General features: G+C 74.9%; 11 protein-coding genes. 4 read left to right on the forward strand and 7 right to left on the reverse strand.

Annotated features, from left to right (window positions below):
- Positions 1-2: 2 nt before the first annotated feature.
- The gene (locus AB0F89_RS04130; protein WP_367132687.1) at positions 3-587 is read right to left on the reverse strand and encodes an ArsR/SmtB family transcription factor; all 585 of its coding nucleotides are present in this window, start codon (positions 585-587) and stop codon (positions 3-5) included.
- 253 nt (positions 588-840) lie between these two features.
- Between AB0F89_RS04130 and AB0F89_RS04135 the strand changes: the two genes are divergently transcribed.
- Entirely contained in the window at positions 841-1,560 is a 720-nt protein-coding gene (locus tag AB0F89_RS04135) for a DUF2306 domain-containing protein (RefSeq protein WP_367132689.1), read from the forward strand.
- On the opposite strand, the gene AB0F89_RS04140 is transcribed toward AB0F89_RS04135, so the two are convergent.
- From AB0F89_RS04140 to AB0F89_RS04150, 3 genes are all read right to left on the reverse strand, one after another.
- Complete coding sequence (locus tag AB0F89_RS04140) at positions 1,534-2,025, reverse strand: methylated-DNA--[protein]-cysteine S-methyltransferase (RefSeq protein ID WP_367132691.1); 492 nt, start codon at positions 2,023-2,025, stop codon at positions 1,534-1,536. The genes AB0F89_RS04135 and AB0F89_RS04140 overlap by 27 nt on opposite strands.
- Before the next feature lie 15 nt (positions 2,026-2,040).
- The gene (locus AB0F89_RS04145; RefSeq protein ID WP_367132693.1) at positions 2,041-3,498 is read right to left on the reverse strand and encodes a DNA-3-methyladenine glycosylase 2 family protein; all 1,458 of its coding nucleotides are present in this window, start codon (positions 3,496-3,498) and stop codon (positions 2,041-2,043) included.
- A gap of 137 nt (positions 3,499-3,635) precedes the next feature.
- Positions 3,636-3,821, reverse strand: coding sequence for a hypothetical protein (locus AB0F89_RS04150; protein WP_367132695.1), 186 nt, complete (start codon positions 3,819-3,821; stop codon positions 3,636-3,638).
- Positions 3,822-4,115: 294 nt separating this feature from the next.
- Between AB0F89_RS04150 and AB0F89_RS04155 the strand changes: the two genes are divergently transcribed.
- On the forward strand, positions 4,116-8,174 hold the full coding sequence (locus tag AB0F89_RS04155) for an AAA family ATPase (protein WP_367132697.1): 4,059 nt from the start codon (positions 4,116-4,118) through the stop codon (positions 8,172-8,174).
- Here AB0F89_RS04155 and AB0F89_RS04160 read toward each other — a convergent pair.
- Positions 8,153-9,058 (reverse strand): glycosyltransferase, encoded by a 906-nt coding sequence (locus AB0F89_RS04160; RefSeq protein ID WP_367132699.1) that lies wholly within the window; start codon positions 9,056-9,058, stop codon positions 8,153-8,155. The genes AB0F89_RS04155 and AB0F89_RS04160 overlap by 22 nt on opposite strands.
- Before the next feature lie 68 nt (positions 9,059-9,126).
- On the opposite strand from AB0F89_RS04160, the gene AB0F89_RS04165 reads away from it, so the two are divergent.
- Complete coding sequence (locus AB0F89_RS04165) at positions 9,127-9,600, forward strand: DUF2165 domain-containing protein (RefSeq protein WP_367132701.1); 474 nt, start codon at positions 9,127-9,129, stop codon at positions 9,598-9,600.
- Positions 9,601-9,645: 45 nt separating this feature from the next.
- On the opposite strand, the gene AB0F89_RS04170 is transcribed toward AB0F89_RS04165, so the two are convergent.
- Positions 9,646-11,982 (reverse strand): LuxR C-terminal-related transcriptional regulator, encoded by a 2,337-nt coding sequence (locus AB0F89_RS04170; RefSeq protein WP_367138699.1) that lies wholly within the window; start codon positions 11,980-11,982, stop codon positions 9,646-9,648.
- A 5-nt stretch (positions 11,983-11,987) separates the two neighbouring features.
- A complete protein-coding gene (locus AB0F89_RS04175; protein ID WP_367132703.1) occupies positions 11,988-13,280 on the reverse strand; it encodes an Hsp70 family protein in 1,293 nt (430 codons plus the stop codon).
- 220 nt (positions 13,281-13,500) lie between these two features.
- Between AB0F89_RS04175 and AB0F89_RS04180 the strand changes: the two genes are divergently transcribed.
- Positions 13,501-14,397 (forward strand): IniB N-terminal domain-containing protein, encoded by an 897-nt coding sequence (locus tag AB0F89_RS04180; RefSeq protein WP_367132705.1) that lies wholly within the window; start codon positions 13,501-13,503, stop codon positions 14,395-14,397.
- Positions 14,398-14,486 lie beyond the last annotated feature (89 nt).

Genomic DNA, 14,486 nt, shown 5'->3' on the forward strand with positions numbered 1-14,486 from the left:
CGTCACTCCTCCGGGATGCTGGGGTGGACGGCCACGACGACGCGGTGCGCTCGACCGCCGGGCGCGGTCTCGTGGTGGTACTTGGCGACCAGGCCGGTGACGGCGGCGGCCAGCTCCTCGGCGAACGCGGCGCGGTCGGCCGCGGTGGCGAAGCGGACCTCGCCGTCGAGCGCGAAGGTGGCGACCTTCTTGTCCGCCTTGGCGGCGCCGGTGAGGAGGTTGCCGACGTCGCGGACCAGCCGTGCGGCGAGGGCCAGCAGCCAGCGGGCCGACAGGCGGTCGGGCGCGCGCCCGGGGTCCGGCTGCACGGCGGCCAGCGCGGTGGGCGAGATGACGTAGGACGCGGCGGTGGCGCGCATGACCCGTTCGGTCATGTTGCCCTTGCGGCGCTCCTCGGTCAGCTCGACCAGCCCGTGCTGCTCCAGCGTGCGCAGGTGGTAGTTGACCTTCTGCCGGGGCAGCCCCACCTTGGCCGCCAGCGAGGTCGCCGAGCCCGGCTCGACCAGTTCGGCCAACAACCGCGCCCGCACCGGGTCCAACGACACCTCGGCCACGGCCGGGTCCTCGATCACTTCCACGTCGTGCATGCCGAAACCCTCCCACCGACAACTCCCCCTGTCAAGACAACTTTCCTTGTCCACCCCGCGAGAGTCCTACCTCCACCGCGCGAGAGTCCAACGTTCAGGGCACCTGAGTTCAACGCTCAGCCCTAACGGCGTTAGGCGTGAGCGTTGAACTCAGGGTGCGCGAACGTAGGACTCTCGCGGGCTGGGCGTTGGACTCTCGGGGTGGTGCGGGGGTGGTCAGTGGTTGGTCAGCGGGGGGAGGTGGGGTCGGGGCATGGGGAAGACGGAGTGGTACCGGCGGCCGTGGGTGGCGCCGTTCGCGTTCGTGGTGGTGGTGTTCGTGGCGTTCTCGGCGCCGCGGTACCTGGCGCTGGACCCGGCGCTGTCGCGGGTGCCGCAGCCCGAGGGGCACGCCTGGCACTTCCCGGTGCTGGTGGCGCACGTGGTGTTCGGCTCGATCGCCATCCTCACGTCGGTCGCGCAGGTGTGGCCGTGGTTGCGGCGGCGGTACCCGGCGGCGCACCGGTGGGTCGGCCGGGTCTACGTGTTCGGCGGCGTGCTGCCGGGCGGGGTGACGGCGATCGCGATCGGCGCGTTCTCGCCGTTCGGGCCGGTCAGCCAGGCGAGCAACGTGCTGATGGGCGCGCTGTGGCTGGCGTTCACCGTCGCCGGCTACCGGATGGCCCGGCAGCGCAGGCACGCCGACCACCGCCGGTGGATGGTCCGCAGCTTCGCGCTCACCGCCTCGATCATGAGCAACCGGGTCTGGACGGCCCTCACGGCGGCCGCGCTGTCACCGCAGCTGGGCACCACGTTCGGCGGCAGTGGCGTCGCGCTGGTCCAGGCGGTCTCGGGCCTGTCGGCGTGGCTGGGCTGGGTCGTGCCCCTGCTGATCGCCGAGTGGTGGCTGGAGCGCGGTGACGCCCGCAAGCGCCGGGACCGCCGGGACCGCCGCCGGACGACGGGGTCAGAACGGCAGCCGGTAGGCGTCTGAGCCCTGCTCGAAGTCGAGCAGGTGCCGCTTGCGCGCCAGCCCGCCGCCGTACCCGGTCAGGCTGCCGTTCGTGCCGACCACCCGGTGGCACGGCACGATGATCGCGATCGGGTTGTGGCCGTTGGCCAGCCCGACGGCCCGCGCGGCCGAGGGTCGGCCGAGCCGTTCGGCGAGCTCCCCGTACGTCACGGTCTCGCCGTACGGGATCTCGCCCAACGCCCGCCACACGGTCTGCTGGAACGGCGTGCCGATCAGGTCGAGCGGCAGGTCGAACGCCGTCCGCGAGCCGTCGAAGTACTCGGCCAGCTGCACGACCACGTCCCCGAAGGGCGAGGGGTCCTCGGGGCCGAACGTCGAGTCCGCCGGCCGGTACAGCTGCCGCGTCATGTACAGCCCGGACAGCACGCCGTCGCGCGCGACGAGCGTGAGCGGCCCGACGGGGCTGTCGACCGTGGTGTGGCTCATCGTCGGACGCTCCTTTCAGGCGGGCAGCCGGTTGACCGCGTGGTCGCCGGTGGCCCAGAGGTGTTGGACGGCGTACGCGCGCCACGGTCGCCACGCCTGCGCCCGCCGCACGAGGGCGGCGGGCGTGTCGGGCAGGCCGAGGGCGCGGGCGGCGAGCCGGATGCCCAGGTCGGTGGGGATGAACGCGTCGGGGTCGCCCAGCGCCCGCATCGCGATCACCTCCACCGTCCACGGCCCGAACCCGGGCAGCGCGAGCAGGTCGGCCCGCGCCTCGGCCCAGTCCGCGCCGACGCCGAGGTCGAGCGAGCCGTCGGCCAGCGCCTCCACCACCGCGCGGAACGCCGTCCGCCGGGCCCGCGGCATGGCCAGCACGGCGGGGTCCAGCTCGGCGAGCGCCGCCGGCGTCGGGAACAGGTGCGTCAGCCCGTCGTCGGTGATCGGGTCGCCCACCGCGAGCACCAGCCGGGCGGCGTGGGTGCGGGCGGCGGCGGTGGACACCTGCTGCCCGAGCACGGCGCGCACCGCGAACTCGGCGGCGTCCACCGTGCCCGGCACGCGGCGTCCCGGCGCCGCGTCGACCAGCGGCGCGAGCAGCGGGTCCGAGCGCAGCTGCTCGTCCACCGCGACCGGGTCGGCGTCGAGGTCGAGCATCCGGCGGCAGCGGGCGATGGCGATCGACAGGTCGCGCAGGTCGGTCAGCGAGAGCTTGCACGCTACGTGGTCGGCGTGCGGCGTCAGCGACACCACGCCGTGCCCGCGCGGCAGCCGCAGGGTCCGCCGGTACGCGCCGTCGCGCCACTCCTCCACGCCGGGCACGCCGGTCGCCACGAGGTGGCCGAACAGGTTGTCGGGGTGCAGCGGGGCGCGGAACGGCAGCCGCAGCGACAGCACGCCGGGCGCGTCCGGGGCGGGCCGCCGCCGGGCGCGCAGGTCGGTGGGCGACAGCGCGAACACCTCGCGCACCGTCTCGTTGAACGCGCGGACGCTGGCGAACCCGGCCGCCAGGGCGACCTCCGCCATGGGCAGCGAGGTGGTCTCGATGAGCAGCCGGGCGGTCTGCGCGCGCTGCGCCCTGGCCAGCGCCAGGGGTCCCGCGCCGAGTTCGGCGAGCAGCGTCCGCTCGACCTGCCGCACGCTGTAGCCGAGGCGGGCGGCCAGGCCGGGCACGCCCTCGCGGTCGACCACGCCGTCGGCGATCAACCGCATCGCCTTGGCCACGGCGTCCGCGCGGTGGTTCCACAGCGGCGATCCCGGCGAGGCGTCGGGCCGGCACCTCTTGCAGGCCCGGAATCCCGCTTGTTGCGCCGCCGCCGCACTCGGGTAGAACCGCGTGTTCCCGGGCTTGGCCGATGTCACCGGACAACTCGGCCGGCAATAGATGCGGGTGGTCAGGACACCGGTGAAGAACCACCCGTCGAACCGGGCGTCTTTCGACCGGACGGCCTGGGCACAACGTTCCACGTCTTCGTGCACGGCACCAGCATCGGTCACCGGGCCGGCCGTTCGCCGGCGGAAATGCGACATGGCTGGAAAGTGTGCCCGACCGGTCGCGCGGCACCGCGCTGTGCCGCGCTCGCGGGGGTTCGCGACGCCCCCGGGACGAGCACCGGTCAGCCGCGCGCCGGGGTGGCGAGCCGGGCCAGCTGGTCCAGCCCCACCTCGGCCCGGTCGCGGCCGTTCGCGTCGAGCACCGTTCTCAGGATCGGGCAGACCCGTGCTTCACCGGGGAGGCCCCGGTCCTCACGGGCCGTGACCGGCGACCCGCCCGTCCGCACCCGCTCAACCCCGGTCGGCATGGCAGGTCGCCGCACCGTTCCACCGACCTGGCCGGTTCGGCGCGCATCGCTGAGAAGACCCCCAGGACCCCTCAGCGACGAATGAGCTGCCACTCGCGGTAGTTGCCTGCGAAACCACTTTGACCGGTCCCTTCGCACAACCTGACGACGTCAGCGGAACGTCCTGGTCAGCTTGTCAGCGCAAGTCGTTAGGGTGGACCGAGAAGGGCCACACCGGTCGGCAAACGACCTGTTCACGCGCTCACATCCGGTTTTCCGGTCCGGAACGCCGGACCTCTAGGAGGCACGCCGCGGATGGCTGGTTCCGGTCAGGGGTCGGGTCCCCGTGCCGTGTTCGCCGAGCGGTTCGCGCTGCTCTACGCGGAAGCCGGCGATCCTCCCCTGAAGAGGGTGACCGAGTCGGTCGGCCGGGCCAGGCGCACCGACGAGCGCGGCCGGCCGGTGCGCGCGACCGCCCAGCGGGTCAGCGACTGGCGTCGCGGGCGCAACGTCCCGGCCCGCTTCTCGGCACTCTCGGTAGTCCTGGAAGTCCTGATCGGGGAGGCGCGCAAGTCCCGCCCGCAGCCGCCCGCGCCCGGGTTGTACGACCTGGACGCGTGGCGCGCGCTGTGGGAGGAGGCGTTGGCCAGCCCGGTGTCGACGGCCGAGGACGAGGACCCGCCGAGCTCCGACGAGATCGGTGTGTGCCCCTATCGCGGATTGGCCGCGTTCCAGCCGGAGGATTCCAGTTGGTTCTTCGGCCGGGAACGCAGCACGGCCGCCCTGGTGGCCCGCCTCGGCAGTGCCGCGGACACCGGCGGAATCGTGATGCTGGTCGGCGCTTCGGGCGCCGGTAAATCGTCGCTGGTGCGCGCCGGCGTCATTCCGTCCATTCGCGACGGCGCGTTGGACCTGCCCGGTTCGACGAATTGGCCGGCGGTCGTCATCACACCCGGCGTCGACCCGGTGGGGGAATTGGTGCGGCAGGTCCCGGAATTGGCCGGCGTGCTGGACATGGCGCTCAGCCTGGACGGGATGGACCAGGACCTGGTGGCGTCCGGGCAGGGTCCGGACACCTTCCTCGGGCAGACGCTGATGGGCGTGCTGCGGTTCGCCGCGCAGATCCGGGCGGCGTTCGCGGCGCACGCGGCCCGGCACGGCGGCGAGCGGGTGGTGGTCGTGGTCGACCAGTTCGAGGAGGCGTTCACGCTGTCCTCGGACGAGAACCGGGTGCAGGTGTTCGTGCAGGCGCTGCACGTGGCGTGCACGCCGTCGATCCCGGGCGGCACCGCGCCCGCGGTGGTGCTGGTGGGCGTGCGGGCCGACTTCTACGGCCGCTGCCTGGCGTTCCCCGAGCTGGCCGACGCGCTGCAGGACCGCCAGATGGTGCTGGGCCCGATGACGTCGGCCGAGCTGCGCGAGGCGGTGTCGCGGCCCGCGAGGGCGGCGGGCCTGCAGCTGGAGCCGGGGCTGATCGAGCTGATGCTGCGCGACCTGGGCGTGCGCAGCGGGCGGGCGCAGACCAGGGCCGGTCAGGGCGCGTACGACGCGGGCGCGCTGCCGCTGCTGTCGCACGCCCTGCTGGCCACCTGGCAGCGCCGGCAGGCGGGCAAGCTGACCATCGCGGGGTACCGCTCGGCGGGCGGCATCCAGGGCGCGGTCGCGGCCACCGCCGAACGGGCGTGGGCCGACCTGGCGCCGGCGGCGCAGCAGGCCGCGCGACCGCTGCTGCTGCGCCTGGTGCGCGTCGGCGAGGACACCCAGGACACCCGCCGCCGCTCGACCAGGCACGAGCTGGTCGAGCAGGCGGTGAACCGGGCCGCGGGCGAGGAGGCGCTGGAGGTGCTGGCGCGGGCCCGGCTGGTCACCCTCGACGCGGGCTCGGTGGAGATCACCCACGAGGCGCTGCTGCAGGCGTGGCCGCGGCTGCGCAGCTGGATCGACCAGGACCGGGAGGGCCAGCTGCTGCGGCAGCGGCTGGAGGAGGACGCGGCCACGTGGGCGGGCCAGGACCGCGACTCGTCGCTGCTCTACCGGGGCGCCCGGCTGGAGACCGCGCGGCACTGGGCGGACGCGGCCGGGCCGGAGGTCCTGACCGGCACCGCGCAGGACTTCCTGGCCGTGTCGACGCAGCACCGCAGGCGCGCCGCGTGGGCCATGCGGGCGGCGGTGGTCTGCGTGGTCGTGCTGGCGCTCATCGCCGCCACCGCCGCGGTGCTGGCCGTGCGGCAGCGCGACGACGCGGTGTTCCGGCAGGTGGTGGCGGAGGCGGAGCGGTTGCGGGAGGTCGACCCGTCGGTGTCGGCGCAGTTGGCGCTGGTCGCGCACCGGATGCGGCCGGACGACCGGGACGCGCGGACCCGGCTGCTGGCCACCCAGTCCTCGCCGCTGGCGATGCCGATGTTCGGGCACACCGGGCCGGTGTACCTGACCTCGTTCTCCCCCGACGGCCGGTTCCTGGCCACCGCCAGCTTCGACGAGACGGTGCGGCTGTGGGACGTCACCGACCGGGACCACCCGGAACCGGTCGGCTCGCCGCTGCCGGGGCACAGCAGCTGGGTGACGTCGGCGGTGTTCAGCCCGGACGGCCGCACGCTGGCCACGGCGGGCGACGACGAGACCGTGCGGCTGTGGGACGTCACCGACCCGGCCCGCCCGCGCTCCCTCGGCGAGCCGCTGAGGGGCCACAACGGCACCGTGTACCTGCTGGCGTTCACCCCCGACTCGCGCACGCTGGCCACCGCCAACGCCGACCACACCGCCCGGCTGTGGGACGTCGCCGACCCGGCCGCGCCGCGACCGCTGGGCGCGCCGCTGGGCGGGCACACCGGGCAGGTGCGCGCGGTGGCGTTCAGCCCGGACGGCGCGCTGCTCGCCACCGGCGGCGACGACCGGACCGCCGTGGTGTTCGACGTGCGCGACCCGGCCGCGCCCCAGCAGCTCGGCGGGCCGATCACCGGCTTCGACAACACCGTGCGCGCGCTGGCGTTCAGCCCGGACGGCCGGCTGCTGGCGGCGGGCAGCGAGGACCACTCCGTGCGACTGCTCGACGTGACCGACCCGGCCGCGCCGCGGCTGCTCGGCCGCCCGCTGACCGACCACACCGAGGGCGTCTGGTCGGTGGCGTTCAACCCGGACGGCCGGGTGCTCGCCTCGTCCGGCGGCGACGGCACCACCCGGATGTGGAACGTCAACGACCCGGCGCACCCGCTGCCGATCGGCCACCCCCTGGCCGGGCGCAACGGCACGGTGTACGCGGTCGCGTTCAGCCCGGACGGCGGCACGCTGGCCACCGGCAGCCACGACTCGGTGGTGCGGCTGTGGTCGCTGCCCGCCGGCGTGCTGGCCGGGCACTCGATGCGCACGATCGGCCCCCGCTTCACCCCGGACGGGAACTACCTGGTGTCGGCCAGCGAGGACCGGTCGATCCGGGTGTGGGACACCGGCGACCCGGACGAGCCGAGACCCGCCGCGGTGCTCTCGCACGACGGGGGCGTGTGGTCGCTGGCGCTGAGCGCCGACGGGCGGACGCTGGTCAGCGTCAGCGACAAGGTGGTGCGGCTGTGGGACCTGTCCGACCCGCACCACCCCGCCCAGCTGGGCGGGCCGATCGAGCTGGGCACCCGGTACAGCTCGCCGGTGGCGATCCGGCCCGACGGCCGGGTCCTGGTCACCGGGCACGACGACAAGTCCGTCCAGCTGTGGGACATCGGCGACCGCGAGCGCCCGGTGAAGCTGGGGGGCGCGCTCGTCGGCCACGACGGCTACGTGCACCACGCCGAGTTCACCCCGGACGGCCGGACGCTGGTCACGGTGAGCGCGGACACGACCGTGCGGCTGTGGAACGTCGCCGACCCGACCGCCGCCCAGCCGCTCGGGCAGCCGCTGGAGGGGCACACCGCCGCCGTCCGGGCGGGCGCCATCAGCCCCGACGGCCGCACCCTGGCCACCGCGGGCGACGACAAGACGGTCCGGCTGTGGGACCTGACCACGCCCAACCGGGTCAGTTCGATCGGCGAGCCGCTGACCGGGCACGTGGAGAACGTGGTGGCGGTGGCGTTCAGCCCGGACGGGCGGACGCTGGCCAGCGGCGGCGAGGACCGCGCGATCCGGCTGTGGGACGTGCACGACCTGCCCGACCCGGCCGCGCTCGGCCAGGTGCTGACCGGGCACGACGGCGCGCTGCGCGACCTCGCGTTCAGCCCGGACGGCAAGCGCCTGGCCTCCAGCAGCTCCGACAGCACGGTGCGGGTGTGGGACCTCGACCTGGAGCACGTGGTCGACCGGATCTGCGTGAAGACCGAGGGCGTGCTGCCGGAGGAGCGGTGGCGCGAGCACCTGCCGCAGCTGGACTACGAACCGCCCTGCCCCTGATCGGGGGTGGCCTGATCGAGGGCGGCCAGCGAGCGGTCCAGCAGGTCCAGCTCGAACCGCCGCGGGTCGTCGACGCCCGGCCGGTACTCGGCCATCAGGTCGTGGGCGCGGTCGAACCACGCCCGCAGCCGCGGCACGTCCGCCGGCCGCCCCTCCGCGACGGCGTGCGCGAGCAGCAGCTCGAACTCCTCCCGCAGCAGCTCCGGCTTCGGCCGCTGCGGGTTCGTCCAGTCGTCGGCCAGCACCGGCCGCATCCGGGTCGCGTGCCGGTTCCAGTGCAGCAGCAGGGCCAGGTCCGCGGTGAAGCCGCCGGGCAGCTCGGCCGGCCACAGCTCGCGCAGCGCCGCCCGCTGGCCGGACCACGGGGTGGCGCCGACCTTCGGCAGGATCTCCGGGAACAGCCTGCCCGCGAGCGGCGCGAAGAACCCGTTGAGCCACAGCTGCGGGTAGACGGGCCGCCAGTGCAGGTCGGACACGGTCACGTCGGCCAGCCCGGCCAGGATCGGCCGCACCAGCAGTTCGACCAGGGTCTGCTCGCCGAAGTAGCTCAGGTCGCCGTCGACCAGGCAGACCACGTCGCCGGTCGCGGCGCGCAGGCCGTGGACGATCGCGTTGCCCTTGCCGGCGGGCGACTCGACCACCGCGGCGCCCGCCCGGCGGGACACGGCCGCGGTGTCGTCGGTGCAGCCGCTGGCGCTCACCAGCACCTCACCCCGAACCTCCAGGTGGTCCAGACCGCATCGGGCGGCGGCGACGACCTCGGCGACGGTCGCGGCCTCGTCGTGCGCGGGCACGAGCACCGTCACGGTCGCTGACCTGGGGCTCAGGGTGCGCTCGCGGGCCAGTTCCAGGCCGAGCGCGGGGTCGATGGCGGGCCTGGTCATGGAACTTCTCCTCGTGGTTTCCGGTGGGTCGTGACTAGGTTCTACAGATCATGCGTTTACTTGCCCGGGTGGGGAGCCCGCAGGCGGCGATCACGGCGCTGACCGGGATCACCGCGCTCTACATGGGTTTGGTGGTGTTCGGCAACGTCACCGACTACGGGACGAACCACGCGTTCGTCCAGCACGTGCTGGCGATGGACACCACGTTCGGCTCGGAGAACACGGTGTGGCGCGCGATCACCAGCCCGACCGCCGTGACCGTCGTGTACGTGCTGATCATCCTGTGGGAGGCGGTCACCGCCCTGGTGCTGCTGGCCGGGTTGGTGGCCTGGCTGCGGCGGCGGGAGGAGGTGGCGCGCCGGCTGTCGTCCGCGGGGTGGGTGATGCAGGTGCTGCTGTTCGGCGGCGGGTTCATCGCGATCGGCGGTGAGTGGTTCCTCATGTGGCAGTCCCAGGACTGGAACGGGCTGTCGGCGGCGTTCCAGAACTTCGTGATCGCGGCCCTGGGCCTCGTCCTGCTGCACGCGAGCAAGCGCGACTGACCCCCGTCCGCACGCGGGGCCGGGAGCCGCGCGGCCCCGGTCCCGCTAGCCGACGATCTGGCGCAGCTGGTCCAGCAGCTCGGCCCGGCTGCCGCAGCCCAGCCGCTGCCGGATGCGGGCCACGTGGTGCTCGACGGTCTTCGCCGAGATGAACAGCCGGTCGCCGACCTGCTTGTAGGTCAACCCGCCGACCACCAGCTCGGCCACCTCGCGCTCGCGGTCGCTGAGCTTGCCCGCGTCGGCCTCCACCGCGGGTTCCGGCTGCTTGCGGGCCGTCGCGGCGGTGCGCCCCTGCAGCAGCCGGGCGCAGTCCAGCAGCCGCACCATGGCCTGCCGGTCCGACGTGCGGATCGCGGCCTGACCGGCCAGCCGGGCGGCGTCCCACCACTGGCCGACCGACTGCAGCGCCCGCGCGGACTCCTCGACCTGGTCGGCGTCCACCTTGCCCGCCAGCACGTCCAGCCAGCTCTCCGCCGCCGTCGACACGATGCCCGCGTACCGGCTCCGGTCGCGGCACGCCGCCAGCGACGCCGCGTGCTCCTCCGCCGCGGACGTCTCCTCGGCGATGATCGCCGCGTGCAGCGCGCTCCAGTGCAGCGGCACGGCCCACAGGCACGGGTCCCCCAGGTCGCGCAACAGGTTCCGGGCCGCCGCGAGGTGCGGCGCGAGCCGGTGCTGGTCGCGCAGCCGGGCGGCGGCGGTGGCGAACTCGCCCAGCGGCAGGAACGTGAACAGGTCGACGGGGTGCCGCAGCACCGCTTCGCACGCCTGCTCCCACGTGCGCTTCAACGTGGCCAGGTCGCTGTTGCGCCGCGCCACGCCGATCTCCAGCGCCACCGCGAACAGCCAGTCGCGCGGCTCCAGCGGCCGACCGGCCTTGCGCAGCGCCACCAGCACCTCCCGCGCCTGCGCGAGGTTGCCGCGCTGCATCGCGATCCAGCCGCGCAGCAACCGGTGCCGCACGGCCATCAGCGCGCCGCCCGACGACGTCGCCACCGCCCGGTCCAGCACCGACTCGGCGACCCCGGGCTCACCGCTGTGCAGCGCCACCAGCGCGGCCAGCGCGGCGGGCGTGTCCGGCAGCAGCACCGCACGACCGGCCGGTTCCAGCAACCCCGCCGCGCGCACCAGGGTGGACAGCGCGGTGGTGGCGGGCGACGTCACCGACTCGACCACGCCCCGCGCCATCAGCGAGGCGCCGCCCGCCAGCATGGTCGGCGGCGCGACCGGCAGCTCCGCCGCCGGCAGCCGGCCCGTGCCGACCTGCCCGATCACCGCGAACGCCGCCGAGGTCGAGCTGGGCGACCACCGGTGCAGCTCGGTGCTGCGGGCCAGCTGCCCCCGGTGCGCCAGCGCGATGGCGGCCACCTCGGCCGCCGGGCCGCGGTGCGCCTGGTCGCCGCCGGTGATCACCCGGTCGGCCAGCCGCAGCGCCGCGTCGAGGTCGCCCGCCATGGCCGACGCCACCGCCCGCCGCACGGCCACGTCGGCGTTCGGCGTGCCGATCGCGGCGAGCAGCCGGGCCGCCAGCGCCGGGTCGGTCGCCAGCGCCTCGTCCGCCGCCGCCCGGAACACCTCCGCCAGCCCCGGCCCGACGCCGCCCGCGTCGACCAGCGGCCGGACCAGGTCGAGCACCGGGCCGCCGGACCGCAGCTGCAGCTCGGCCAGCTCCTGCCGCACCGCGATCCGCCGGTCGGCGCGGCTCAGCGCGGCCACCGCCTGCCGCACCACCGGCGGCAGCGTGCCGTCGGCCGCGACCAGGCCGGTGGCGCGGGCGGCCTCGATCACGTCGCCGACCGCGTCCGCGTCGAGCCCGAGCAGCCCGCCGAGCAGGTCCAGCCGCAGCGCCGCGCCCGCCTCGGCGGCCAGCAGGTACTTCTGCACGTCGGCGTCCAGCCAGTCCAGGTCGGGCCGGAACGACGCCAGCACCTCGGGCGGCGCCTCGGCGGAGGTCGACCCGGCCAGCCGCCGCACGAACCGCGGCACGCCACCGGTCTGCTGGTGCACGTGGTCGACCAGCCCCCGCGCGGACGCGGGCAGCACCGCCCGCACCTGCTCCCGGGTGAACGGCTCCAGCGTCAGCGACGGCCGCAGCGACCCGGCCAGCGCCGCCAGCGCCCGCGACCGGGGCCAGGGGCGGTAGGCGACCACCACGTTCTCGTCCCCGCGTTCCACGAGGGCGCGCAGCGCCAGCAGTTCCGAGTCCGGCAGCAGGTGCGCGTCGTCGACCACCGACGCCCGCGCGCCGGCGTCCTCGAACGCCCGCCTGATCTCCCGCAGCACCGTCGTCTTGCCGTGCCCGCCGGGCCCGACGACGCCGAGCCGCACCACGGACCCGGCCGCCACGGCCTCCAGCACCCGCACGACCTGCTGGGGCAACACCGGGCTCAACGGCCATCCTCGGGGTCACGGGCACGGCGCTGCCCACCGGTCACCGCGAGCCCGCGCACGACGCGCTTGACCGTGCGCCGCTCGGGCAGCTCCAGCGGTGTGATGTCGACGGGCGGTCGGGGCGGCGGGGCGGTGAACTCCGCTTCCGGCGCCTCCAGGCCGCCCACGGGGAACCTCAGCAGCGGGTCGTCGTCGCGCACCATGACCGACGTCTCGATCGGCTCCGGCTCGGCGTCCGGCCCGACCACGAGCCGCCGGGCCGCCAGCGCCGCGCCCTTCACCACCGAGGTCTCGGGCGCGGCCTCCAGCACCACCCGGCCGGGCACGGCCGCCGCCACCAGCGGGATGCGGGCGCTGCCGCCGACCAGCACGGTCACCTCCACCCCGGCCGCGACCCGGCCGAACACCGCGGCGGCCTGCTCGACGTCGGCCCGGATCAGGTCCTCGAACCGCGCCCTGGTGATCGGCACGTCCACCCGCCCGGACGGCAGGTGCACCGGGATCGAGGTCTCCACCGCGCCGGACAGCATCCGCTTGGCCGCCTCGCAGTCGCGGCGCAGCCGGGCGAACAGGCCGCGGGTGCGCGGGTCGTCGGCGTCCAGCTCGGCCAGCTCCCGGCCGAGCGACGCGCGGACGTGGGCGAACACCGTGTCGTCGAAGTCGACGCCCGCCGCGTGGTCGACGCCCTCGACGGCGTGCACCAGCTCGAAACCGCGGCCGACCACGGACGCGCTGAACGCGTGGCTGCCCAGGCTGAACACGCCGAGGGACCCGGCGGACGACCGGCTGAACGCGTGGCTCTCGGCCGCCGCCACCGGTTCCGGCACCAGCGACGCCTCCACGCCGACCGCCCGCAGCGCGCGGTGCGTCAAGCCCTTGGCGTGCGCGCCCCAGGCGGGTGGGTGGGCCAGCACGACGTGCGCCGGCCGTTCGCCCTCGCGGGCCGCGACCTGGTCGACCACCCACATCACCACGAGCGCGGTCAGCTCCTCGGCCGGGAACCACCGGCCGCCGGTGGGGTCCGAGCCGAGCAGCACCGGCACGGCGTCGCCGACGCGGCGGCTGAAGCCGGTGGCCGTCCACCGGGGGTCGCCCGGCTCGCCGACCGCGAACGCGCCGGCCGCCGTGAGCTGGAGCGTCGTCGCCACGCCCCCGCCCGGACCGCCCAGGCCGACCACCTCGGGCTCGGTCCGGCCCGTCCCGCCCAGCCGGCAGAGGGCCGCGGCGGTGCGCGTGGTGCCCACGTCGACCCCGAGGACGTACGGCAACTCGGAGGCCCCCTCACTCACCTGATCGAAGTACGGCGATACCTACACGGGGAGCGGGAGGGCCACAAGCGCATCCCCTAATCCCCTAGGGAGTGAACGAGAACCACCCCATCGTGGATGCGCCATCTACTGGGAGTAATCCCCGATGGCCGGGGGTCCCCCCGGTCGTACGTTGATCACCAAGCCGCCCTACCCCTGCCGGGCCGGCTACCCGCGTCCTACCTACCAGGAGAAATCCATCATGGGCTCCAGCCCCAACACGCTGCACGACTTCGTCCTCGACCTGCTGAGCGACCCGACCGCGCTGGCCGACTTCCAGGCCGACGCCGAGGGCACCCTGGCCAAGGCGGGCCTGAGCGACATCAGCGCCCTGGACGTGCAGGAAGTCATCCCGCTGGTGCTCGACTACGTGCCGACCGGGAGCCTGCCCGCTCTCGACGGCTCGGTGCTCGAGGACCTGCCGCTCGACCTGCTCGACGCGGGTCAGGCCGGCGCGATCTTCCACCTCAAGGCCGTCACCGACCAGCTCGCCGTGTCGGGCGCCACCGGCGCCGGCGACCTGAAGGCCGCCGTGGCGGGCACGCTCAGCGCGGACGCCGACGGCCTGTCCGTCTTCGGGGGCGTGTCGAGCTGGGACCTGCTCGACGCGTCCGGGGCTGCCGCGATCGACGTCGAGGGCGACTTCTCCGCGGTGGGTGACGTGACCGACACCCTGGACGGCACGCTGTCCACCGCCGGTCAGGCCACCGGCCTGGCCTCCACGGCGACGGGCGGGCTGGACGGCGCCCTCGCCACCGCGGGTGGGGTCACCGGCTCGCTGCCGGACGCGGACGGCCTGACCAGCACCGCGTTCGGCGCCGTCGACACGCTCCAGGGCGTGCTCGGCAACGTGACCGGTGGCCTCACCGGCTCCCTGCCGGTGAACGTCGGCCACGACCTGCAGCTCCCGGGCCTGCCCGAGCTGTCCGGCGACACCAACGGCCTGACCGACCTCGACGCCGCCCCCCTGTCCGGCGTGACCGAGACCGTCGCGAGCACCGCGGGCCTCGGCGGCGTGGTGAGCAACGTCACCGGCGCGGTCGACGGCCTCGACCTCCCGGTGGTCGACAAGCTCGACGTGGACGACCTGCTCTTCTGAGCACCGGAACACCGGCGGGGGCCGGTCCTGTCCACCGGACAGGACCGGCCCTCTCGCGTTCACAGACTTTCACCCAGACGGGTTTTACC

The organism is Saccharothrix sp. HUAS TT1, assembly GCF_040744945.1.
Classification (GTDB): domain Bacteria; phylum Actinomycetota; class Actinomycetes; order Mycobacteriales; family Pseudonocardiaceae; genus Actinosynnema.